This is a genomic window from Epibacterium sp. MM17-32 (genome assembly GCF_022348205.1).
In the GTDB taxonomy this organism is placed as follows: Bacteria; Pseudomonadota; Alphaproteobacteria; order Rhodobacterales; family Rhodobacteraceae; genus Epibacterium.
The window spans coordinates 177,792-198,839 of sequence record NZ_JAKRFC010000003.1; the positions used below are offsets into that span (position 1 = coordinate 177,792).

The window sequence follows — 21,048 nt, forward strand, 5'->3', positions numbered from 1 at the left end:
AAAGGTCGCCCCTAGTCACCCGGGCAGTGCCGGGGGGCGCCTCCCCCCCTTGGACGAGCAGGATCTCAGAGCGGCGCGACCGTGATCCGGGCTGGAGCTTCCAGATACATGACCGTATCCCGCTCTCCCGTGACCGCCGCCGCAGCAGGCAACAACACCACCAGTAGCGATAATCCAAACAGCTTGCGCATGACACTTACCCCTAAACGTCTCTCACACCACAGCCCCGGTTTGATGTTGAAATATGGCAAGACTGTGCACTGCGGGGGACCGCGTGACGCCATTCCCGGCGGATTTTAGAAAACTCCACGGGACCGCCAGCATCCGTCAGACAGCGCCTGATGCATCACCACCACCGGAAAACCGAGCCCCGGCGCCAGCTCCAGCTCGGTGCGGCCCTGTTCCACGAACCCAAGAGCCCGGTAGAATGGCACCGCCGGTAGGGTCGCATGACAGACCATATCCCGGACCGCAGCCGTGCGGGCAGAGGCAAGCGCGTGCGCCAGCACCGCCCGCCCCACGCCGCGACGCACGCTGTCATGGGCTGTCGCCACGTGACGGATATGGCCCTGACCTGCCCGGGACGGATCCGCAGTCCACCCACCGGCACCCAGGATACGGTTATCACGTTTGCAAATCGCCAGAAAATACGTCCCGCTTTGCAACAGTTCCGGCCTGGCCCGGATCAGCTTGGGCAGCGCAGCCGCCAGCACCGGCGACGGATAAGCCCCCTGCAGGAGCCTGGGGTAACTGTCCGCCAACAGGCGCTCCACCGCGGCGTGATCATCCGGTGTGGCCTCTCTGATCCGAAACATGGCATGCCCCTTTTCTGCGGAGGCGCGAAACCATTGGCCGATGGTGCGCGTGGCGGCCAGATAGCTGCCCCCGTCAAAGCAAAAGGGCCGCTGCAGATGCGCGACCCTTTTCAAATCAAGAGATCCTGATGAGATCCCGAAAGGCTTACTTGATTTTGCCTTCTTTGTACTCGACGTGCTTGCGCGCGACCGGGTCGTATTTACGAATGGTCATTTTCTCGGTCATGGTGCGCGCGTTTTTCTTGGTCACGTAGAAGTGGCCCGTGCCCGCGGTCGAGTTCAGGCGGATTTTGATGGTCGTCGGCTTCGCCATTGTGCTTCTCCTGCGTCCGAAAAGGCAGGGGGCCTCTCGGGTCTAATTCCTATATGAGCGTGCGCTTTTACCTTTGTGGTGGCGAGTGTCAATAGGATTCGCCCGGCTAAATTGCAGCTCTCGCTAAAATCGCGCCTCCGAAGGGACTTGCGATGATCCCGCCTGCCCGGCGAGGGTGTTTTGCGCAGAGAGCCTGTAAGCCGGATCTTGTTCCCCCTGCCCCGAAAGGCAGGGTTTGATGACCATTCTTCTGGGACGCCCGTTGCCGGACGCCTCTAGCTGCCAACCCGGCCTCTCTCGGGTGAAACATCCCTAGCGGCGGTCTCGGTTGCCCGACCCGACCCGCGCGGAGGCCCTATTTGGCATTGCTCCCGGTGGGGCTTGCCGTGCCACCCCTGTTGCCAGCGGTGCGGTGGGCTCTTACCCCACCGTTTCATCCTTACCCCGTCGCATCCTTTGGCGAACCTCCAGCGCGGCGAGGCGGTCTCATTTCTGTGGCGCTTTCCGTCAGGTTGCCCTGCCCGGGCGTTACCCGGCACCGTTGTTTCAGGGAGTCCGGACTTTCCTCGCGGGGGCTTGATGCCCCAACGCGGCCATCCGGCTCTCTGCGCGCGGCCTGCCTACGCCTGCGGGGGCGTTGCGTCAAGGTGGCACGGGTCTGAGGGGCGTTGCCCCTCTGCGCGGATGCGCATTCACCCCAGGATATTTGTGAGAAGGTGAAAATCAGTCCAGAAGCGGGATGAGATCGTCGCGGCACAGCGCCCCCTCCCCCCAGGGCCGATAGCGCAGACGCACGGCTTCCAGAAGCGTGGCATCGTCAACATCGGCGGTGAACCCGCAGGCCTGAGCCGCCTTGCGCAAGGTTTGCGGTGTGGCGGCGGTGGCGGCATGTGACCGGCTGGCGGGCCGCGCACATCCGCGGGTCGCAAGCCGCTGCCAGTCGAAGCGCGGCCCCGGATCCCATTTGCGCCCAGGCGCAAGGTCTGAATGGCCAATCACCCCTTCGGGCGCAATCTCCCAGCGCGTCATGATCTGCGGCAGCAGCGCCTCCAGCGTCCGCATTTGCGGTTCGGAAAACGGATGATCGCCGCGATTGTCCAGCTCAACTCCGATCGAGCGCGAATTGATGTCCTGCTGGCCCGCCCATTCGCCTGCGCCCGCGTGCCAGGCGCGCTGGTCTTCCGCGACCAGCTGCCAGAGCCTGCCATCGCCACCGATCAGATAATGGGCCGAGACCTCATATGCCGGATCACATAGTCGCGCGAGCGCCGCATCGGCGCTCTGCATGGCAGTGTAATGCAGCACGATCAGATGCGGCCGCAAACGATCACGCCGGGGCCCGAAATTCGGGCTCGGATGCCAGATTGGGGCCAGCGCAGCCATGTCGGGGGATCAGTTGCCCTGTGCACGCACAGCCGCGCGGAAGGGCGCCGGATCCCAGCCGCAGGCGTAGCCATCCCCATCCGGGTCCAGTGCCTTGCGGTCGCGCTTTGGCCCGCCCATCTCCAGGAAAGCTGCCTGTGCCAGATCGGCGGAGGCATATTGCGCGCAATTGCGCTGCGAGCGCGCCTGCATGTTGATGCCGGTGCGGCTGTAGATCCGCTGGCCGCGCGGGTTCGAGGTGGACAATGCGTAGCGCACGATATTTGGCGACAGATCGCGCGGACGCTCCGGCACCGCGGTGGGGGCCACCACCTCGTATTGGGCGCGCTGGCGGGCGATGCGCTCCGCATCGCTTTCGATGGTTTGCCGGGCCGCCACCGCCTCAAAACTGTTCTCGTCCGAAATCCCGGGATTGCCGACAAGCGACGGCGCCGGATTGGAGGGGCTCGCGTCCAGCGGTGCCTGGCCGGAGTTCTGCCCCGCAGCGGAAATCGCAGCCGCCGCCTCGCGGGCGATGTCATCGTTGGAGGCCGCCGCGCCCGATGGGCGCGGCTGTTGCCAATTGGCGTTATTGGCTGATGTTTCGTCAGACAGGCGTGCCGGTGGCACCAGCGGATCACCATTCAGCGTGCGCCCCGCCTCCACTTCGGGCGGCGCGTTAAAGGGGCTGGTCTCGTCCCCGACCCCGGCGGCGCTGTCGGGTACCTGCGGGCTACAGGCCGCGAGTGCAATCGCACTCACCGCCGCTAGGGTTGCCAGTACTCGCATGGGTGTCACCTGTCTGCTCTGTCTGTCGTTGCCGCCTGTCTTACCACCACTGCGCGGGCTTGGCCACAAAGCCGGCGGATTGCTCCAGCGCATAGGCGGTATTCAGAAGGTCCCCCTCTTCCCACGGCCGTCCGATCAGTTGCAGCCCCAGCGGCAGGCCCTGGGTGTCAACACCGGTTGGCACCGAAATCCCCGGCAGCCCGGCAAGGTTCACGGTGACGGTGAAGACGTCGTTGAGGTACATCTTAACCGGATCTTCGTCATTCATCTCGCCAAGGCCGAAGGCCGCGGAGGGCGTCGCCGGGGTCAGGATTGCGTCCACACCTGCGGCAAAGGCATCCTCGAAGTCCTTCTTGATCAGGGTGCGGACTTTGCGGGCGCGGTTGTAATAGGCATCGTAGAAGCCTGCCGACAGCACATAGGTGCCGACCATCACGCGGCGCTGCACTTCGGAGCCGAAGCCCTCGGCGCGGGTCTTCTCGTACATCTCAGTGATGCCGTCCCCCTGCGCGAGCGTCGCGCGGTGGCCGTAGCGCACGCCGTCGTAACGCGCGAGGTTCGAAGAGGCCTCAGCCGGGGCGATCACGTAATAGGCAGGCAGCGCGTATTTTGTGTGCGGCAGCGAGATATCAACAATCTCGGCGCCCGCAGCCTTGAGCATCGCCGCGCCCTCGTCCCAGAGCTTGGCAATCTCGGCGGGCATGCCGTCCATGCGGTATTCGCGCGGGATGCCGATTTTCTTGCCTTTGATGTCGCCGGTTAGCATCGCCTCGAAGTTCGGCACCGCGAGGTCCGCGGAGGTCGAATCCTTGGCGTCATGGCCGCACATGGCCTCGAGCATAATGGCCGCGTCGCGTACGTTCTTGGTCATCGGCCCGGCCTGATCCAGCGAGGAAGCAAAGGCCACGATGCCCCAGCGCGAGCAGCGCCCGTAGGTGGGCTTGATGCCGACGGTGCCGGTAAAGGCCGCAGGCTGGCGGATCGACCCACCGGTGTCGGTGCCGGTCGCCGCAAGGCACAGGTCTGCCGCCACGGCCGCAGCAGACCCACCAGAGGAGCCACCGGGCGTCAGCGGGGTTTCGTCCCCCCCGCGCCGCCATGGGCTGATGGCATTGCCATAGGCGGAGGTCTCGTTCGAGGAGCCCATGGCAAATTCGTCCATGTTCAGCTTGCCGAGCATGACCGCGCCTGCGTCCTGCAGTTTCTGCGAGACGGTGGATTCATATTCAGGCTTGAACCCCTTGAGGATGTTCGACGCCGCCTGGCTGTCGACGCCTTCGGTGCAGAAGAGGTCCTTCATGCCGATGGGCAGGCCACACATGGCGGGGGCATCGCCCTCGGCAAGACGCGCGTCCGCCGCCTTGGCACGTTCCAGCGCGATCTCGGGGGTCTTGTGCACAAACGCGTTGAGCGCATCTGCCCCGTCGATGGCCTTGAGGCAGGCCTCGGTTAGTTCCACAGAGGTGGTGTCACCCTTGCGCAGCAGATCGCGGGCCTCTGCAAGGCCCAGTTTGTTCAGGTCAGACATGTCTTACTCCACAACCTTGGGCACAGCAAAGAAGCCTTCGCGGGCATCCGGGGCATTGGCCAGCACCTTGTCCTGCTGGTTGCCGTCGGTGACCACATCCTCGCGGCGTTTCAGACGCTGCGGGGTGACGGAGGTCATCGGTTCGACGCCCTCGACATCCACTTCGTTCAGTTGCTCGATGAACCCGAGGATCGTGTTGAACTCCTCTGCCAGCGCAGGCAGAGCGTCCTCTTCGACCTTGATCCGGGCCAGTTTGGCCACTTTCGCGGCTGTGCTTTGGTCAATCGACATCAATAACCCTCATCTCGTCTTGTCCACGCGTTTACCGCTCGCGCCTGCGCGCCGCAAGCCTGCCTTGGGAATTCTCCGCCCGCGCGGTTCAAATCCCAGCTCCGACTGAGGTGTTTCGCATCGGGCTGTGCCCGATGCGACCCGCGCGCGGACAGCTATGCTGTCCGCGCGCGCTCGGCCCAACGGATCGCAAGGCCCCACAGGGGCATGAGAGCGGGCGGGAGCGCTGCCCCTGCGTCTGCGTTCAGGTCTGTCCGCGCTGGTGGCGGAGATAGACCTCGATCATCCAGCCGAGCATCGCCGCATTCAGCAGATGCCAGAGGAAATGTGTGCCGGACGGGAACGCGCCGCAGACCGGCAGATCCGTCGTTCGAAACACCAGGGACAGGATCAACAGTCCGGCTCCGACAAGGAACCCGCGTGATACAGCCGGCAAGCGCCGGCGCAACACGATGCCGTAAATCAGGATCAGCAGCGGCACCGGCGCGTAGCCTGCGGATCCTCCGATCCAGCTTACCTGCGCAAAGACGCTGCCCGCCAAGGCCGCATAGGGAAGAAACATCGCCGTCGCGCCGAACGCCCAGACAGGCCGCAAGCGCAGCACATCCCGGTGCACGGCAAACAGATAGGTCAGTATGAACAGGGCGATCGGCAGCACATCCGCAAGCGCGGCCCACGCCTGCGCAACGGTGTGAAACAGTCCGCTGCCGATCCCGATCGCCGCCATCAGCAAGCAGAGCACCCGCGCCATGACCCGCCCTTGTCCTGCACCTCCGGCGCGCTGCCACATGATCCCCGCAACGATCACAAAGGCCAGGTTGGTCACCGCATTCAGCGGCTCCGCCCAGAGGCCGGGGCCAAGGCGCTCACAATAGGCGTCAATCTCTTGCGTCAGATCCATGGATTTTTCCTGATCCCCTGATAGGGTCGCGATAAAGACACTCCAAACACCTCATATATAGACTGCGGGGAAACGCTCATGAAACTGATCTGGCTTGGTCATGGCGGCTTTCGTCTGGAAACGGGCGAGACCACCCTCCTCATCGACCCCTGGCTCACCGGCAATCCGATGCTGGAAGAAAGCCAGCACACCGCCGCCACCGAAGGGGCCACCCATATCCTGCTGACCCATGCGCATTTCGACCATGTGGCGGATGTACTCGGCCTTGCCAAGCATCTCTCGATTCCGATCATTGGCCAATATGACCTGATGGGCTTTTGGGGCGAAACCGAGGGCGTGGAAACCGTCGGCTTCAACAAGGGCGGCACGGTCGATGTGGGCGAGACCCGCGTGTCGATGGTGCCCGCGTCGCATTCCAACACGTTTTCCACCCGCGACGGGCTGCGCACTGCCGGCAGCGAAGTGGGCTATATGATCCGCGCCGAGGGACAGATGATCTATGTCTCGGGGGACACCGACATCATGGCCGACATGGACTGGATGGGCGACTACTACAGGCCCGATATCGGCATCCTGTCGGCTGGTGGTCATTTCACCATGGACATGAAGGCCGCCGCCTATGCCGCCAAGCGCTATTTTGCCTTCAAAACGGTCATTCCCTGCCACTATCGCACATTTCCATTGCTGGAACAGAGCGCACAGGACTTGATTGACGGGCTTCCCGGCGTCAACGTCATCGAGCCACAGGTAATGAAAGACATCGAGTTCTAATGCCCGCCAACGATTTTACCACCACCGAATACGCCCGCAGACTGGAAAAGACCCGCCGCGCCATGGCAGCAAAGGGCCTTAAAACACTGGTGATCTGCGATCCTTCCAACATGGCATGGCTCACCGGCTACGACGGCTGGAGCTTTTATGTCCCGCAAGCGGTGATTCTGCATGAGAACGGCATGCCGATGTGGTGGGGCCGCACCCAGGACAAGCCCGGCGCCGCGCTGACCACCTGGCTGGAGGCCGATCATCTCTTTGACTGGCCCGAAGAACACGTCCAGCATCCCGATCATCACCCGTTTGACTCGCTGGTGGATCTGCTGCGCGAATATGGCTGGACCGAGGCCATCGGCGTGGAAATGGACAACTACTATTACTCCGCCCGCAGCCATGAGATTCTGGAGACCGCCTTTGGCCGCGATGCCTTTGCGGATGCGACGGGCCTTGTGAACTGGCAACGCGCGGTCAAAAGCGAACAGGAACTGCAGCTGATGCAGGCAGCTGGCAAGCTCTCGGCGCATATGCACGGGGTGCTGCGGGCCGAGTTCAACGAAGGCATTGCCAAGAACGCGCTGGTTGCACGGGTGCAGGCCGCAGGCATTGAGGGTCTGCCGCTTCTGGCCGGGGATTATCCGGCGATCTCACCCATCGCGCCCTCGGGCATTGAGGCTTCCGCCTCGCATATCACCTGGAATGACCGCCCACTGGCCCCCGGCGAGGCGACCTATTTCGAGATCTCGGGCTGCGTGCGCCGCTATCATTGCCCGATCAGCCGCACGCTGTTCCTCGGCAGCCCGCCCGAGGACATCCGCCGCGGGGAAAAGGCAATCCTGCAAGCGATCGAAGATACATTCGCGGTCGCCAAGCCAGGTGTCACCTGCGAAGAGGTCGCCGCCTGCGTCTATGAGAGCTTTGGCCGCGCGGGATACATCAAGGGCAACCGCACCGGCTATCCGGTCGGCCTCAGCTACCCGCCGGATTGGGGCGAGCGCACGATGTCGCTGCGTCCAGGCGATACCACCAAGCTTGAAGAAAACATGACGTTCCACCTGATGCCGGGTCTGTGGACCCCGGACTGGGGCATGGCGATCACCGAGACATTTGTGGTGACCCCGAACGGCGGCGAAGCTCTGGTCGATGTGCCGCGCGAAATCGTGGTGAAGTAACCCGGCCCCTCAACCGGTCGGCTTCACTGGCAGGCGGGTGGCCTCCCGCCCGTCAGCACGGTTTATAAAAAACCACGCTTCCCGTTGGGCCAAGCGCCGCGCGCCCGAAGGGCGCGCGGCGCGGGTCGCTTTGGGCGAAGCCCAAAGCGAAATCCCTCGAACCCGACAGTCGTATAGTACCCCCTCATTTTTTGCGGGGGCTCAGTCGTAGATCCACGCGGCCATCTGCAGTTTCAGTCCAATGGTCACAGGCCAATCGTCAGAGGGGAACCAAAAACGCCCGGCGCGCCTCAGCCGCCAGCGGGCGACAGTAGCAGCCCTCGGCGTGATCGTTGACCAGCCCCATCGCCTGCATAAAGGCAAAACAGGTGGTTGGTCCGACGAATTTCCAGCCCCGTTTTTTCAACTCCTTCGACAGCGCGACTGACTCTGGGCAGGTGGAAACGGTCTGCGGCTCCGGGGGTGTTTTGACCTCGTAGCGCCAGAAGAATGCGGCCAGAGATCCCTCGCTGGCCTCCATCTCGACCGCGCGCGCGGCGTTGTTAATGACCGCCTCGATCTTGCCGCGATGACGAATGATGCCCGCGTCCTGCAACAATGCGGCGACTTTCTCCGGGCCATACCCCACCATCCTGTGATAGTCGAAGCCATCAAAAGCCGCGCGAAAGTTCTCGCGTTTTGACAGGATGGTGCGCCAACTGAGGCCGGACTGGAAACTCTCCAGACAGATCTTCTCAAACAGCCGCCGGTCGTCCCCCACCGGAAAGCCCCACTCCGCATCGTGGTAGGCATCAAACTCCGGTGCCGTGGCCGACCATGCACACCGCTGCCGGCCATCCGTGCTCGTGACAACACGGCTCATTCGGCCACCTTCAGGAACTCGAGCCGCGCATCGGTGCGCGCGGGCGTAAATCCGGTGATCTCAGCCGTGACAATGCCCTCCTGCACAAAAGGGTCTGCCGCCACCCGCGCCTCCAGGGCGTCGTGATCTTCGCCGAAAGCAAGGATCGCGCCCCCTGCTCCATCGTCCAAAGAACCCGCCGCAAGGAAAATCCCATCGGAAAACCCCTGCGCCAGCCATGCTTTATGCGCCTCCATAGCTTCTCCGGCACGGGTCTTCTCTTCGGTGAATTTTAAAAAGATCACAAACAAGGCGATCCTCCCTCGTGTTATGAATAATCTATGGGTTGCGCCGCGATTTGCTGTGCCACCCAATCCGTCATCTGCGCGACCTCCGCCTCGATCAGCGCCTCGTCGCCGAAGGCCTGCGCCAGCGCTGCGGCGCCCTGACTGCGGCCCATCAGATGCGTGGCAAGCGCCCTGGCGTCGCGCTCTACACCGGCGCTGCGAAATTGCACCGCGAGCCAGTCGATGAAGAGTGTGAACAGCTCCGCCGCGCGTGCTTGGGCGATGTGATCAAGCTTTGAAAGCTCGCTCACCAATGTGCCCACCGGGCAGCCCCATGACATGATCTTGGCGCGGTTGCGGATCAGGATGCGTATGAAACAGGTGATGCGTGCCAGCGGCGTGTCGCCCTCGGCCTCCCACGCGGTCAGCATCGCGGCTGTACGCGACAGGCGCAGGTCGATCACCGCATCAAGGATCTCGTCCTTTGTCTTGAAATGATAGTAGAAATTGCCGCGCGACAACCCCAGGGGTGCGGCAATATCGGCCAGCGAGGTGGCCTCATACCCGCGCTCATAAAACAGCACATCGGCCTGTTCGACGATCCGCTCTCTCGTGCTGGACATTGCCACTTCATCCTCGGCTAAGACTTAAATCAGGCGCGAATATGACCATTAGGTCACTTGTCCTAAAGCATCAGTAGGACAACTGACCTAATCCGGCAAGCCCTTTTCAGCCACCCTCAGCATTTGACGTAACAAGGCACGCTCTTTTGGGGCCTCCTGCCCGGACCAGAGCATTGAGAGCAACAGCTTGGCGATGGCCCATCTGAGCTGCTCCTGCGCGCCACATCTCGCCACACGCCCCCAAGTGATCGCGCGGTGCCGGATCACCTGCGCATCCGCTGCAAACGCGTGACACCCGCGCGGATGGCGAAACGCATTGGCCAGTTCATACGCCCGCGGCCCCGCCAATCCCTTGGCATCAAAAGCCCGCAGCCCGTGTGCCGTGTGAATGATGTTATCGTGATGGAGATCACCGTGCAGGGCGACACTCTCAACCGCGCCGCGCTGCATCTGATCCAGACAGGCCCACGCGATGCTTTGCGCCTCACGCGCCTCAGGGGCGGTAAAACAGGCATCCCGCAACGGCGCCATGATCGCGGCCACAGACAGCAGCCCGTCTGCGCAAACCTCTGCAGCAAACAACTGTGCTGCCACCTCGGTCAACCCGCGATCCGCAACCTCCGGGACCTGTGTACGCGCCAGTTCCCCAAGCGATGGCCCCTGAAGCCACTCCATCACCACCGCATCTGTTGACCGTGCAAACACCCGAACGGCCCCGGCGCCCTCGACTCGCTCCAGATAGGCCAGGCCGCTGGTTTCATTTCCCATGTGCCCGGCAGGATAGTATTTCAGCGCTGCCTGCGTGTCAGTTTTCTGCCGCACCCGCCAGACCTTGGCGCGCGCGGTTTCAGCGACCAGTTCCGGCGCACTCAGTCCAAAGCGGTGCAACAGGTTTGTGGGGGGCAGGCTCATCCGCGCCGTTTCGCAAAAAAGGCCCTCAACAACGCTTCTGACTGTGATGCAGAAAACCCGTCATAAACCTCAGGCACATGGTGCGCTTGCGGGTGGTCGAACACGCAGGCCCCGTGGGCCACGCCACCGGATTTCGGATCAGACGCGCCGTAGTACACCCGCGCGACGCGGGCGGCGGCAATGGCAGCGGCACACATGGCGCAGGGCTCCAGCGTCACATAGAGATCATGCCCCGTCAGCCGCTCACTGCCCAGTACCGCGCAGCCCGCGCGGATAACCAGCACCTCGGCATGGGCGGTGGGATCGTTGAGTTCACGCGTTCGGTTGCCTGCCCGCGCCACCACCTCGCCTGAGGGGCTGACCAGCACCGCACCCACCGGCACCTCACCGCGCGCAGCGGCGGCCTGCGCTTCCTCCAGCGCCTCCGCCATGAAGGATCGAAACTCCATGTGTGCCTTGCCCCTTTCTGTCGCCAAACCGCCCGCACTACCGGCCGCGCACCCCTGCAATGGATGCTTTCGCCGCTCTCGCGAATAGGCTATGGCAGCGCCATGAGCAAGAAAACCCCATCCTCCCCCTCCGCGCATCGCGCAGCCAAAGGCGCCCGGCCACAGGCGAAATCCTCAGCGACGCCGCGCGGTCCCAAAGCCCCGCAGGCAAGCGCAACAGGGGACGCGCGGCCCTCTGTGGAGGGCGACCGGATTGCCAAGGTGCTCTCGCGCGCCGGTGTGGCCTCGCGCCGTGAGGCGGAGCGGATGATTGCCGAGGGCCGCGTTGCGGTCAACGGCGCGGTGATCGACAGCCCGGCGCTTAATGTGATCGGCAGTGATCGCATCGTGGTGGATGGCAACCCCCTGCCCGAGGCCGAGGCCCCGCGCCTGTGGCTCTACTACAAACCCACAGGTCTGGTGACGACCAATTCGGACGAAAAAGGCCGCAGGACAATCTTTGACGAATTGCCCGAGGATCTGCCGCGGGTGATGACGGTCGGGCGTCTCGACCTCAATTCCGAAGGTCTGCTGCTGTTGACCAACGACGGCGGCGTCAAACGCCAGTTGGAGCTGCCCTCCACCGGCTGGCTGCGCCGCTACCGGGTGCGCATCAATGGCCGACCGCAGGACCATGAATTCGATGTGCTGCGCAAAGGCGTGGTGATCGACGGCGAACGTTTCCAGCCGATGACCGTCAGCCTTGATCGTCAGCAGGGTGCCAACGCATGGCTCACCATCGGGCTGCGCGAAGGCAAGAACCGCGAAATTCGCCGCGCCATGGAAGAGGTCGGATACCCGGTGAACCGGCTGCTGCGGATCTCTTACGGGCCTTTCCAGCTTGGCACGCTGAAGGAAGGCGAGGTCGAAGAGCTGCGCCCGCGCGTGGTGCGCGACCAGCTGGGTCTGGCCGCGCCCGAAGGCGACGGCGAAGCCAAGAAAAAACCCACCCGCCCCGGACGTGGCCCGCGCAATCCCGGCGGAACCCCCGGTGCACAACCGGCCGGCAAAGTGGCTGGCAAGGGCGCGGGCAAGGCATTTGCCGGCAAGACCTTCTCTGGCAAACCCGCCGGAGGCAAACCCGCAGGCGGCGCAGGCGCTAGCAAAGCCGGTGGCGCATCCGGCGGCAAATCAGCCCCCGGCCCGCGGCGATTTGGCAAAAAACCGCAGGGCTGAGCCCCCCGAAGCGGACTTCCCCCTAGCAGGCGCGCCTGCAATCCCCTAGGTTTCAACATGTTGGGGAAATCTTGGGGGCCAAAACGGTGCAAACCATCGCCTATGTCGCGTTGCTGATCCTGATGCTGGGCATCGGGACCGGTTGGATCGTCGGGGTCTGACGCATGGCACAGCGGTTTGGCGGCAAATTCAGCCCTTCAGCTCAGCACTCCACCCGCCCCGATGGGCGCCCCACAGGTAAGTCCCGCCTGATGGCTAGCGCACGGGTCAATCCCGTCGGCCTGCGTGCGAACCTGATGTTCGTGCCTGCGGCGATACTCATGCTGTTTTCACTGGGTGCTGGCGCATCCGGTCTGGTGATCGGCCTGATCGGGGCTGGCCTCTGGGCCGCAGCCGCTGTGATGCTGCGCGAAGGGCTTAAGGCGCAAGCCGCCTATGACGCGCGCAAGGTGGCGCGCCGCCCCGCCCTGCCCCGAAAGATCCTTGCCGGTCTGTTGTGCGGCCTCGGCGGCGCGGTGGGCGCATGGTCCAGCGAGCCGGGCGTGATCACCGCCGCACTTTATGGTGTGGCTTGCCTAGGGCTGCATCTGGCCGCCTTCGGCATTGATCCCCTCAGCGACAAGGGTGTCGAGGGCGTCGACGAATTTCAAAGCTCCCGCGTGGCGCGTGTGGTCGATGAGGCCGAAACCCATCTGGCGGCGATGAAAGACGCGGTGCTGCGCGCCAAGGATCGTCAGGTGGAGTTGCGCGTGGACCAGTTTCAGGCGGTGGCGCGCGATCTCTGCCGCACCGTCGAAGAAGACCCGCGCGATCTGACCGCCGCGCGCAAATATCTGACCGTCTATCTTCTTGGTGCACGCGACGCGACGGTCAAGTTTTCCGATATCTTTGCCCGCAGCGGCAATGTTGAGGCGCGCGCGGACTACCTCGCGCTGCTCGACGATCTGGAACAGAATTTCGCCGCCCGGAATGAAAAACTCCTGCTGGAGGACCGGGGCGATCTGAATATTGAAATTGATGTGTTGCGCGCCCGGCTGGAGCGCGAAGGCGTCCAGCTGGACCGCCCCTCTTAACCTGACAGAAAGGCCTGGCCCATGTCTGAGACCATTCAGAAAAAAGCAGTGGAAGCCGAAACGCTGGTGAAGGAGGTGACGGATGTCGCCCTGCCCGAGCCAAAAGGCGAGCTTGCCACGCTGGAAGCTGCAGACCCGGAGACCTCCACCGCGATCCGCAAGCGTATTGACGAGATCGACATGGGCGACACCAATTCGATCATCTCCTTCGGCTCTGCCGCGCAGGGCGAATTGCAGCAGATCAGCCAGGCGATGCTCACGGATGTGCGCAACAAGGATGTGGGCCCTGCCGGTGATTCCTTACGCGATATCGTCACCACCATCCGCGGCTTTTCGGTGTCGGAACTGGACGTGCGCCGCAAGCCGACCTTTTGGGAGCGCCTCTTGGGCCGCGCCGCGCCCTTTGCCAAGTTCACCGCCAAATACGAGAGCGTACAGGGCCAGATCGACAAGATCACCGACAGCCTCCTGGCGCATGAGCACACGCTGCTGAAAGACATCAAATCGCTTGATGTTCTCTATGAAAAGACGCTGGATTTCTACGACGAGCTTGCCCTCTATATCGCGGCCGGTGAAGCCAAGCTGGCCGAGTTGGACGCCACCGAGATCCCCGCGCTGGAGGCCGCAGTTCAGGCTGCTCCAGAGGATGATCAGGTCATCAAGGCGCAAGAGCTGCGCGATCTGCGCGCCGCCCGTGACGATCTGGAACGCCGCGTGCATGACCTGAAGCTCACCCGTCAGGTCACCATGCAGTCCCTGCCCTCCATTCGTCTGGTGCAGGAAAACGACAAATCGCTGGTCACCAAGATCAATTCGACGTTGGTGAACACCGTGCCGCTCTGGGAAACCCAGCTGGCGCAGGCGGTGACCATCCAACGTTCAGCCGAGGCAGCGCATGCGGTGCGCGATGCCAACAACCTCACCAATGAGCTGCTGACCGCCAATGCCGCCAACCTGCGCGAGAGCAACAAGGTCATCCGCGAGGAAATGGAGCGCGGCGTCTTTGATATCGAGGCGGTCAAACAGGCCAATGCCGACCTGATCGGGACCATCGAGGAAAGCCTGCAAATCGCCGACGAGGGCAAACGCAAGCGCGCCGAAGCCGAAACCGAGTTGAAAAAGATGGAAACCGAGCTGCGCGACACATTGGCGGCGGCCAAGTCCCGCAAGGACGGGGTCGGCGACAATGCTGGCACCGCCGTGCCCAAGTGAGCCTGACCGCGTGAACCTTCGCGACAATACCAGCACCGGAGCGCGGCCATTGGGCGCGCTCCTTGCCTTGAGCGCCGCTCTGGCACTTGGCGGCTGTCTGGCGCTTGCGCCCGGCCCCAAGGACACGCCGCGCCCGACCCCGCGCCCGGTTACGCCGGTCTATACCCCATCGGTGGAGGCGCAGACGCTCACCAAATACTATGCCGATCTGGAACAGGACCTGCTCACGCGCGGGCTCTTGCGTACGGATGGCGGCGGGCCGGAAACGCCCTACGATGCCGAAGATCTGGCGGAACGCTTTGAAACCCTTGCGTTTTACGATGAGTACGCCAGCGTATCTGACGGCGGCGCCGGGGGCATGGGACGCTGGGAACAGCCCGTGCAGCTGGTGCCGGTCTTTGGCCCCTCGGTGACCAAAGCGCAGGCCGAGAAAGACCGCGCCACCCTCACCGCCTATGCTGCGCGACTGGCCCGGATCACCGGTCATCCGGTCACGGTCGGCACCAGCGGCAACTTCACCGTGATCTTTGCCGGCATAGACGATGCCGATTTTGTCGAGGATAAGGTGCGCCGCCTGCTGCCCAACCTGTCCCCGGGTGACCTTGCGCTGTTTGCGACCCCGCCGCGCAAGTTCTATTGCCTCGTTTCTGCCGGGGGGCCACAGCGTGATCCGCTGAATTATGCCCGCGGCGTGGCGCTGATCCGGGCCGAACAGCCCGACCTGATGCGCGAGAGCTGTATCCACGAGGAAATCGCTCAGGGCCTTGGCCTGCGCAACGACAGCCCGAAGGCACGGCCCTCGATCTTTAACGACGACGATGAGTTTGCCCGCCTGACCAGCCATGACGAGAAACTGTTGCAGATGCTCTATGACCGCCGGTTGCGTGTCGGCATGAGCGCGGCGGAGGCCCGTCCCATCGTTCAGCGCATCGCACGAGAAGTCATGGGAGGCCCAGGGACCTGACATGGATCACGCTTTTGGCCACTTGCCCGCCGTGGCGACAACCGGCGTGCGCGCCTATATACTGAGGACGCAGCCGGGCCGGGGTATGAACACGCAGCCGGGCGTTCGGGACTGTTGTCGTTGCATGGGATCTGCCCCATCGCGTTTTGGAACACAGAGGAGCCACGCCATGGCGACATCATCGGGCATGCTGCGGAGAGACCGGCACCCGCCGCAAGCCCGTCACGCCGGCTGGGTCTCCGCTGCGCAACATCCCTCCGCCCTCTCAGCCATCCGCACACCAACCTCCGCAAACCAAAGAAGGTCAGCTCATGGGTATTTTTGACTTCCTCAAAGGCGAATTCATCGACGTCATCCATTGGACCGATGACACCCGCGACACCATGGTCATGCGGTTCGAGCGCGAAGGCCACGCGATCAAATACGGTGCCAAGCTGACGGTCCGCGAAGGTCAGGCGGCGGTGTTTGTGCATGAAGGCCAGCTGGCGGATGTGTTTACGCCCGGGCTTTATATGCTCGAAACCAACAACATGCCGGTGATGACAACGCTGCAGCACTGGGACCACGGTTTCCAGTCGCCGTTCAAATCCGAGATCTACTTTGTCGCGACGACGCGGTTCAATGACCTCAAATGGGGGACCAAGAACCCGATCATGTGCCGCGACCCGGAGTTCGGCCCGGTGCGCCTGCGCGCCTTTGGCACCTATTCGGTGCGGGTGGTGGACCCGGCGCGGTTCCTGACCGAGATTGTCGGCACCGATGGTGAGTTCACCATGGACGAGATCTCTTACCAGATCCGCAATATCATCGTGCAGGAGTTCTCTCGCGCGATTGCAAGCTCCGGCATTCCGGTGCTTGATATGGCCGCCAACACCGCCGATCTGGGCAAGCTGGTTGCGGCAGAGATCGGCCCCGTTGTGGCAGAATACGGCCTCGCGATCCCCGAGCTTTATGTTGAGAATATCTCACTGCCGCCAGCGGTGGAGCAGGCGATGGACAAGCGCACCCAGATGGGCATCATCGGCGATCTGGGCCGCTATACGCAGTTCAAGGCCGCCGAAGCGATGGAAGCCGCCGCCAAAACCCCCAACAGTGGCATGGGCGCCGGTCTCGGCATGGGGATGGGCATGGCGATGGCACAGCAGATGGGACAAACCTTGCACCAGGCGCAGTCCCCGGCGGCAGCGGGTCAGACCTCCGGTCCCTGGGGCGCACGGCCCGCACCCGCTGCCTCGCAAGCGCCTGCGCAGGCCGCACCGATGGCCCCGCCGCCACCGCCGGTGGAACATGTCTGGCACATTGCAGAAAACGGTCAGACCTCTGGTCCCTACTCCAAGGCGCGTATGGGACGCATGGCCCAAGAAGGCCAGCTGACCCGCGACACCCATGTCTGGACACCGGGTCAGGACGGCTGGATGCGCGCAGGCGACGTGACAGAGCTGGCACAGCTCTTCACCATCCTGCCCCCACCTCCGCCGCCGCCACCACCTGCGGGCAGCTAAACCTCGCGCTACAAGGCCCGAAGGTCGGGCGCGCGGGCGCCCGGCCTCTCTGATCTGCGCCCCACCCCGTGACCAAACCTGTGTTCAAAGAGCCCGCTTGACGTGACCCAGACACCGCCGCCCCCGCCCGCAATGGACGCAGCCCCGCAACAGGCAGAGGAAACCCATCGTTTTCCCTGCGAGCAATGCGGCGCGGACTACCGCTTTGCCCCCGCCGAGGGCGCGCTGATCTGCGATCACTGCGGTCACCAGAAAGACCTGGTTGAAAGCCCATGGGGCGGAAGCGCGCTGAAGGAACTCGATTTCCTCGAGGCCCTGCGCGAACAGCTTCCCGCTGCCGAGATGGAAGTGACGCGCGTCTCCTCCTGCCCCAATTGCGCCGCGCAGGTGGAGTTCGACCCCTCGGTGCATGCGCTGGAGTGCCCCTTCTGCGCGACCCCGGTGGTGGCGGACACCGGCGAGAATCGCCATATCAAACCCAAGGGCGTGCTGCCCTTTCAGTTTGACGAACGCGCCGCGCATCAGGCGATGGAGGACTGGCTCGGCGGGCTGTGGTTCGCGCCCAACGGCCTCAAGGACTATGCCCGCAAAGGGCGCAAGATGGATGGGATCTATGTCCCCTACTGGACCTATGACGCCCAGACCCGCAGCCAATACACCGGCCAGCGCGGCACGGAATATACCGTCAACCGCACCGTGATGGTCGATGGCAAACCGCAGGTGCGCACCGAAATCCGCGTGCGCTGGTCCAATGTGCGCGGGCGCGTGCAGCGGTTCTTTGACGACGTGTTGGTGCTGGCTTCCAAGAGCCTGCCGCGCAAATATACCGAAGGGCTGGAGCCCTGGGATCTGTCGCAGCTTGCCCCCTATCAGCCCAAGTATCTGGCCGGGTTCCGGGCCGAAGCCTATACAGTCGACCTTGAGGCAGGCTTTGCCGATGCGCGCCAGAAAATGGACCGGGTCATCGAACGCGACATCAAATTCGACATCGGCGGCGACCGCCAGCGGATCAGTTCGGTCGATACCGACGTCAGCGCGGTGACCTTCAAACATGTGCTGCTGCCGGTCTGGATGGCGGCCTACAAATACCGTGGCCAAAGCTATCGCTTTGTGGTCAATGGCCAGTCCGGCCGCGTGCAGGGCGAACGCCCCTATTCCGCGTGGAAGATCGCAGGCGCCGTGGTGCTCGGCCTGATCGTCGCGGCGGGTGTGGCCTATCTCGCATCGCAAAGCTGACCCCCAGACGACCCGGCCGGCACAGGGCCCACAACTGGACACATCCGCTCCGCACCTGTCTCGGGCGCGCGCCTCGTCATGTCCGCTGCGAATCCGACAGCATCCCCGAGGGTGAGTGCCGAGCTTCGGATCATGATCGGAATGCAGACATAAGTATCTGAATTAATTATATATTTTCGACACCACCGCTCTCAACCGACGCCGACATGGCTTATTTCCGACACCTGCTTGCGTTTTCACGACCTCGACGGCATGTTGCGCCAAACCCCGGGAGAGATCGGACATTGCCCAACAGCACCTTGAGCGCGCCAGATCGGACCGCCCCTTTACCCTGGCAGACGGTTCACAACCGCCGCCGTGAGGGCCATGGTAAAGACGGGGGGCGTGGGCGATGACCGCAGGCAATGCACGATCCGCGCGCCGACAGCCGCAGAAGGCGGTCCTATCGGCGCCACACCGGACGAGAATCGCGACGGCCACGCCAGCAGCGGCCTGTGTCGGGCGCGGTCATCGGACATCACGCCACGATGCGGGGACAGGCCCGCAGGAAGGAGCCCCATGCGCGCCCTCTTGCAACGTGTGAGCGCGGCCAGCGTCACCGTCGACTCGGCCATCACTGGCGAGATCGTATCCGGCCTTCTGGTGCTGGTCTGCGCGATGCAGGGCGACGGCGAGGCCGAGGCCGCACAGCTTGCGCATAAAATTTCACGCCTGCGGATCTTTCGTGATGAGGCAGGCAAGATGAACCGCTCGGTGGTCGATGTCGGCGGTGCGGTACTGGTGGTCAGCCAGTTCACCCTTGCCGCCGACACCCGCAGCGGCACACGACCCGGTTTTTCCAAAGCCGCGTCACCAACAGAAGGAGAACGGCTCTATCATTGTTTTTGCGAGAACATCCGGGCGTCAGGAGTGCCCGTGGAGACCGGCAAATTCGGAGCAGACATGAAAGTTTCACTTGTGAATGACGGTCCTGTTACAGTTTGGCTGGACACCGAGGATCGTCCCAGCAAGACGAAGTGACCGGGCCCCGGCCCGTCCACGCCGGATTTAGACGCGTTACCAGGTTCAAAGCTGGCCTGCGGCATGTGTGATCACAAAGCCTGCGCGAAATTTCTGGCAATATTTCTTGCCCCACTGCGCCAAATCGGCAAATCTTGATTCACCATTCAAGAAATCGGGGCTCACCCGAAACCTCGACAGGGAGACGACGAATGAACAATCATCTGAAACACCTCGCACGGGAAGCCGCGCTTGGCCGCATGGGCCGCCGTGAATTCCTCGGCCGCGCTGCCGCGCTGGGTGTCACCGCACTGGGGGCCAACACGCTGCTGGCCTCTGCCGTGAAGGCCGCCGGCCCGCAACAGGGCGGCACCATCAAGGTCGGTCTGCAAGGCGGCTCCACCACCGACAGCATGGATCCGGCGCTGGCGACCAACCAGGTTGCGCTGTCCGTGATCCGTCTGTGGGGGGAACCGCTGGTGGAACTGGGCGAAGACGGCGGTCTCGAAGGTATGGTCGCCGAGAGCTTCGAAGCCTCTGCCGACGCCAAGACCTGGACCTTCAAGATCCGCTCCGGCATCACCTTCTCCAACGGCCAGCCGGTCACCGCCGAAGACGTGGTGGCAACCATGGAGCGCCACTCCGGCGAGGACACCAAGTCCGGCGCGCTTGGCATCATGCGCTCCATCACCAATGTGAAGGCCGATGGCGACACGGTGGTGTTCGAACTGGACAACCCCAACGCCGACCTGCCCTATCTGCTGACCGACTACCACCTGGTGATCCAGCCCAAAGGTGGCATGGATGATCCCACGGCAGCGATCGGCACCGGCCCCTACGTGATGAAGTCCGTGGACATGGGCGTGCGCTTTGTGGCCGAAAAGAACCCGAACTACTGGGGCGATCTCGGCAATGCGGGCACCATCGAATATGTGGTCATCAACGACAACACCGCCCGCGTCGCAGCCTTGCAGGCCGGTCAGGTGGACATGATCGACCGGGTGCCGCCGCGCACCGCGAAACTGGTCGACCGTGCCCCCAATATCACCGTGCATTCCACCGCGGGTCCGGGTCACTACGTGTTCATCGCCCATTGCAACACCGACCCCTTTGCCAACAACGACGTCCGTCTGGCGCTGAAGTACGGCATCAACCGTCAGGAAATGGTCGACAAGATCCTGAACGGCTTTGGCTCGGTGGGCAACGACACCCCGATCAACGCCTCCTACCCGCTGTTCACCCAGCTGGAGCAGCGTGAGTACGATCCCGACAAGGCCAAGTTCCACATGGAAAAATCGGGCTATGACGGCTCGATCCTGCTGCGTACCTCGGACAACTCCTTCCCCGGGGCACCGGATGCGGCGGCGCTGTTCCAGCAATCGCTGGCGGCTGCGGGCATCACCCTCGACATCAAGCGCGAGCCCAACGACGGCTACTGGTCCGAGGTCTGGAACAAGCAGCCGTTCTGCACCTCCTACTGGGGCGGGCGTCCGACCCAGGACCAGATGTTCACCACCGCCTACCTCTCGACGGCGGACTGGAACGACACCCGGTTCAACAACGAGCAGTTCGACCAGATGCTGATCGCCGCCCGCGGCGAACTGGACGAGGCCAAGCGCACCCAGATGTATGCGGACATGTCCACCATGGTGCGCAATGAAGGCGGCCTGATCTGCCCGATGTTCAACGACTTTGTCGACGCGACATCCGACCGGATCGACGGCTGGAAAGACGGCGTCAAAGGCCATGCGCTGATGAACGCCTATGCCCCGCTGAAGATGTGGGTCAAAGCCTGA

General features: G+C 63.4%; 23 protein-coding genes and 1 other RNA gene. 10 read left to right on the forward strand and 14 right to left on the reverse strand.

The genetic code is table 11. The annotated features are described in order from the left end of the window. Positions 1–65: 65 nt before the first annotated feature. The 9 genes from MHM88_RS23100 to MHM88_RS06625 all read right to left on the reverse strand — a co-directional run bounded on the left by MHM88_RS23100 (position 66) and on the right by MHM88_RS06625 (position 5,999). Positions 66–191, reverse strand: coding sequence for a hypothetical protein (locus MHM88_RS23100; protein ID WP_255734522.1), 126 nt, complete (start codon positions 189–191; stop codon positions 66–68). Positions 192–296: 105 nt separating this feature from the next. Beyond that, positions 297–815, reverse strand: a complete 519-nt coding sequence (locus MHM88_RS06590) for a GNAT family N-acetyltransferase (protein WP_239361562.1) — start codon at positions 813–815, stop codon at positions 297–299. Positions 816–960: 145 nt separating this feature from the next. Then, positions 961–1,128, reverse strand: coding sequence for a 50S ribosomal protein L33 (gene rpmG, locus MHM88_RS06595; RefSeq protein ID WP_010441901.1), 168 nt, complete (start codon positions 1,126–1,128; stop codon positions 961–963). A gap of 180 nt (positions 1,129–1,308) precedes the next feature. Beyond that, an RNA gene (gene rnpB / locus MHM88_RS06600) (RNase P RNA component class A) lies at positions 1,309–1,737 on the reverse strand. A gap of 114 nt (positions 1,738–1,851) precedes the next feature. Beyond that, positions 1,852–2,511 carry an N-acetylmuramoyl-L-alanine amidase gene (locus MHM88_RS06605; RefSeq protein WP_239361566.1) on the reverse strand — a complete coding sequence of 220 codons (660 nt, stop codon included), beginning with the start codon at positions 2,509–2,511 and terminating at the stop codon, positions 1,852–1,854. A 9-nt stretch (positions 2,512–2,520) separates the two neighbouring features. Further along, positions 2,521–3,279 (reverse strand): hypothetical protein, encoded by a 759-nt coding sequence (locus MHM88_RS06610; protein WP_239321015.1) that lies wholly within the window; start codon positions 3,277–3,279, stop codon positions 2,521–2,523. 40 nt (positions 3,280–3,319) lie between these two features. Then, positions 3,320–4,807: an Asp-tRNA(Asn)/Glu-tRNA(Gln) amidotransferase subunit GatA gene (gene gatA / locus MHM88_RS06615; protein ID WP_239361568.1), complete on the reverse strand. Its 1,488-nt coding sequence runs from the start codon at positions 4,805–4,807 to the stop codon at positions 3,320–3,322. A 3-nt stretch (positions 4,808–4,810) separates the two neighbouring features. Continuing rightward, entirely contained in the window at positions 4,811–5,098 is a 288-nt protein-coding gene (gene gatC, locus MHM88_RS06620; RefSeq protein ID WP_005679979.1) for an Asp-tRNA(Asn)/Glu-tRNA(Gln) amidotransferase subunit GatC, read from the reverse strand. Positions 5,099–5,342: 244 nt separating this feature from the next. Continuing rightward, the gene (locus MHM88_RS06625) at positions 5,343–5,999 is read right to left on the reverse strand and encodes a ceramidase domain-containing protein (protein ID WP_239361569.1); all 657 of its coding nucleotides are present in this window, start codon (positions 5,997–5,999) and stop codon (positions 5,343–5,345) included. A gap of 78 nt (positions 6,000–6,077) precedes the next feature. Here MHM88_RS06625 and MHM88_RS06630 point away from each other — a divergent pair, with 78 nt between their 5' ends. Beyond that, positions 6,078–6,770, forward strand: coding sequence for a metal-dependent hydrolase (locus MHM88_RS06630; RefSeq protein WP_239361571.1), 693 nt, complete (start codon positions 6,078–6,080; stop codon positions 6,768–6,770). Next, positions 6,770–7,939, forward strand: coding sequence for a M24 family metallopeptidase (locus MHM88_RS06635; RefSeq protein ID WP_239321000.1), 1,170 nt, complete (start codon positions 6,770–6,772; stop codon positions 7,937–7,939). The genes MHM88_RS06630 and MHM88_RS06635 overlap by 1 nt, the downstream gene beginning before the upstream one ends. A gap of 259 nt (positions 7,940–8,198) precedes the next feature. On the opposite strand, the gene MHM88_RS06640 is transcribed toward MHM88_RS06635, so the two are convergent. The 5 genes from MHM88_RS06640 to MHM88_RS06660 all read right to left on the reverse strand — a co-directional run bounded on the left by MHM88_RS06640 (position 8,199) and on the right by MHM88_RS06660 (position 11,051). Next, complete coding sequence (locus MHM88_RS06640; RefSeq protein WP_239361572.1) at positions 8,199–8,801, reverse strand: DNA-3-methyladenine glycosylase I; 603 nt, start codon at positions 8,799–8,801, stop codon at positions 8,199–8,201. Next, entirely contained in the window at positions 8,798–9,085 is a 288-nt protein-coding gene (locus MHM88_RS06645; protein WP_239362524.1) for a YciI family protein, read from the reverse strand. The genes MHM88_RS06640 and MHM88_RS06645 overlap by 4 nt, the downstream gene beginning before the upstream one ends. A gap of 23 nt (positions 9,086–9,108) precedes the next feature. After that, the gene (locus MHM88_RS06650; protein ID WP_239361574.1) at positions 9,109–9,690 is read right to left on the reverse strand and encodes a TetR/AcrR family transcriptional regulator; all 582 of its coding nucleotides are present in this window, start codon (positions 9,688–9,690) and stop codon (positions 9,109–9,111) included. Positions 9,691–9,777: 87 nt separating this feature from the next. After that, a complete protein-coding gene (locus MHM88_RS06655; protein ID WP_239361582.1) occupies positions 9,778–10,602 on the reverse strand; it encodes an aminoglycoside phosphotransferase family protein in 825 nt (274 codons plus the stop codon). Further along, on the reverse strand, positions 10,599–11,051 hold the full coding sequence (locus tag MHM88_RS06660) for a nucleoside deaminase (RefSeq protein WP_239361584.1): 453 nt from the start codon (positions 11,049–11,051) through the stop codon (positions 10,599–10,601). Before MHM88_RS06660 ends, MHM88_RS06655 begins: the two co-directional genes overlap by 4 nt. Positions 11,052–11,114: 63 nt before the next feature. On the opposite strand from MHM88_RS06660, the gene MHM88_RS06665 reads away from it, so the two are divergent. The 8 genes from MHM88_RS06665 to MHM88_RS06700 all read left to right on the forward strand — a co-directional run bounded on the left by MHM88_RS06665 (position 11,115) and on the right by MHM88_RS06700 (position 21,048). Next, on the forward strand, positions 11,115–12,266 hold the full coding sequence (locus MHM88_RS06665; protein ID WP_370687462.1) for a pseudouridine synthase: 1,152 nt from the start codon (positions 11,115–11,117) through the stop codon (positions 12,264–12,266). Positions 12,267–12,430: 164 nt separating this feature from the next. After that, positions 12,431–13,339, forward strand: coding sequence for a 5-bromo-4-chloroindolyl phosphate hydrolysis family protein (locus MHM88_RS06670; RefSeq protein ID WP_239361588.1), 909 nt, complete (start codon positions 12,431–12,433; stop codon positions 13,337–13,339). A 21-nt stretch (positions 13,340–13,360) separates the two neighbouring features. Further along, the gene (locus MHM88_RS06675; protein WP_239361590.1) at positions 13,361–14,551 is read left to right on the forward strand and encodes a toxic anion resistance protein; all 1,191 of its coding nucleotides are present in this window, start codon (positions 13,361–13,363) and stop codon (positions 14,549–14,551) included. 10 nt (positions 14,552–14,561) lie between these two features. Further along, positions 14,562–15,515: a DUF2927 domain-containing protein gene (locus MHM88_RS06680; RefSeq protein WP_239361593.1), complete on the forward strand. Its 954-nt coding sequence runs from the start codon at positions 14,562–14,564 to the stop codon at positions 15,513–15,515. Between the two features lie 311 nt (positions 15,516–15,826). Next, positions 15,827–17,017, forward strand: coding sequence for an SPFH domain-containing protein (locus tag MHM88_RS06685; protein ID WP_239361595.1), 1,191 nt, complete (start codon positions 15,827–15,829; stop codon positions 17,015–17,017). Positions 17,018–17,149: 132 nt separating this feature from the next. Continuing rightward, entirely contained in the window at positions 17,150–18,253 is a 1,104-nt protein-coding gene (locus MHM88_RS06690; RefSeq protein ID WP_239362526.1) for a TFIIB-type zinc finger domain-containing protein, read from the forward strand. A 558-nt stretch (positions 18,254–18,811) separates the two neighbouring features. Next, positions 18,812–19,273, forward strand: a complete 462-nt coding sequence (dtd, locus tag MHM88_RS06695; RefSeq protein ID WP_239361602.1) for a D-aminoacyl-tRNA deacylase — start codon at positions 18,812–18,814, stop codon at positions 19,271–19,273. 191 nt (positions 19,274–19,464) lie between these two features. Beyond that, a complete protein-coding gene (locus tag MHM88_RS06700) occupies positions 19,465–21,048 on the forward strand; it encodes an ABC transporter substrate-binding protein (RefSeq protein WP_239361604.1) in 1,584 nt (527 codons plus the stop codon).

What these genes read in the sequence shown, in the direction of transcription:
- MHM88_RS23100 (WP_255734522.1), bottom strand. Translation starts at nt 191, where the DNA reads ATGCGCAAGCTGTTTGGATTATCGCTACTGGTGGTGTTGTTGCCTGCT.
- MHM88_RS06590 (WP_239361562.1), bottom strand. Translation starts at nt 815, where the DNA reads ATGTTTCGGATCAGAGAGGCCACACCGGATGATCACGCCGCGGTGGAG.
- rpmG (WP_010441901.1), bottom strand. Translation starts at nt 1,128, where the DNA reads ATGGCGAAGCCGACGACCATCAAAATCCGCCTGAACTCGACCGCGGGC.
- MHM88_RS06605 (WP_239361566.1), bottom strand. Translation starts at nt 2,511, where the DNA reads ATGGCTGCGCTGGCCCCAATCTGGCATCCGAGCCCGAATTTCGGGCCC.
- MHM88_RS06610 (WP_239321015.1), bottom strand. Translation starts at nt 3,279, where the DNA reads ATGCGAGTACTGGCAACCCTAGCGGCGGTGAGTGCGATTGCACTCGCG.
- gatA (WP_239361568.1), bottom strand. Translation starts at nt 4,807, where the DNA reads ATGTCTGACCTGAACAAACTGGGCCTTGCAGAGGCCCGCGATCTGCTG.
- gatC (WP_005679979.1), bottom strand. Translation starts at nt 5,098, where the DNA reads ATGTCGATTGACCAAAGCACAGCCGCGAAAGTGGCCAAACTGGCCCGG.
- MHM88_RS06625 (WP_239361569.1), bottom strand. Translation starts at nt 5,999, where the DNA reads ATGGATCTGACGCAAGAGATTGACGCCTATTGTGAGCGCCTTGGCCCC.
- MHM88_RS06630 (WP_239361571.1), top strand. Translation starts at nt 6,078, where the DNA reads ATGAAACTGATCTGGCTTGGTCATGGCGGCTTTCGTCTGGAAACGGGC.
- MHM88_RS06635 (WP_239321000.1), top strand. Translation starts at nt 6,770, where the DNA reads ATGCCCGCCAACGATTTTACCACCACCGAATACGCCCGCAGACTGGAA.
- MHM88_RS06640 (WP_239361572.1), bottom strand. Translation starts at nt 8,801, where the DNA reads ATGAGCCGTGTTGTCACGAGCACGGATGGCCGGCAGCGGTGTGCATGG.
- MHM88_RS06650 (WP_239361574.1), bottom strand. Translation starts at nt 9,690, where the DNA reads ATGTCCAGCACGAGAGAGCGGATCGTCGAACAGGCCGATGTGCTGTTT.
- MHM88_RS06655 (WP_239361582.1), bottom strand. Translation starts at nt 10,602, where the DNA reads ATGAGCCTGCCCCCCACAAACCTGTTGCACCGCTTTGGACTGAGTGCG.
- MHM88_RS06660 (WP_239361584.1), bottom strand. Translation starts at nt 11,051, where the DNA reads ATGGAGTTTCGATCCTTCATGGCGGAGGCGCTGGAGGAAGCGCAGGCC.
- MHM88_RS06665 (WP_370687462.1), top strand. Translation starts at nt 11,115, where the DNA reads ATGCTTTCGCCGCTCTCGCGAATAGGCTATGGCAGCGCCATGAGCAAG.
- MHM88_RS06670 (WP_239361588.1), top strand. Translation starts at nt 12,431, where the DNA reads ATGGCACAGCGGTTTGGCGGCAAATTCAGCCCTTCAGCTCAGCACTCC.
- MHM88_RS06675 (WP_239361590.1), top strand. Translation starts at nt 13,361, where the DNA reads ATGTCTGAGACCATTCAGAAAAAAGCAGTGGAAGCCGAAACGCTGGTG.
- MHM88_RS06685 (WP_239361595.1), top strand. Translation starts at nt 15,827, where the DNA reads ATGGGTATTTTTGACTTCCTCAAAGGCGAATTCATCGACGTCATCCAT.
- MHM88_RS06690 (WP_239362526.1), top strand. Translation starts at nt 17,150, where the DNA reads ATGGACGCAGCCCCGCAACAGGCAGAGGAAACCCATCGTTTTCCCTGC.
- dtd (WP_239361602.1), top strand. Translation starts at nt 18,812, where the DNA reads ATGCGCGCCCTCTTGCAACGTGTGAGCGCGGCCAGCGTCACCGTCGAC.
- MHM88_RS06700 (WP_239361604.1), top strand. Translation starts at nt 19,465, where the DNA reads ATGAACAATCATCTGAAACACCTCGCACGGGAAGCCGCGCTTGGCCGC.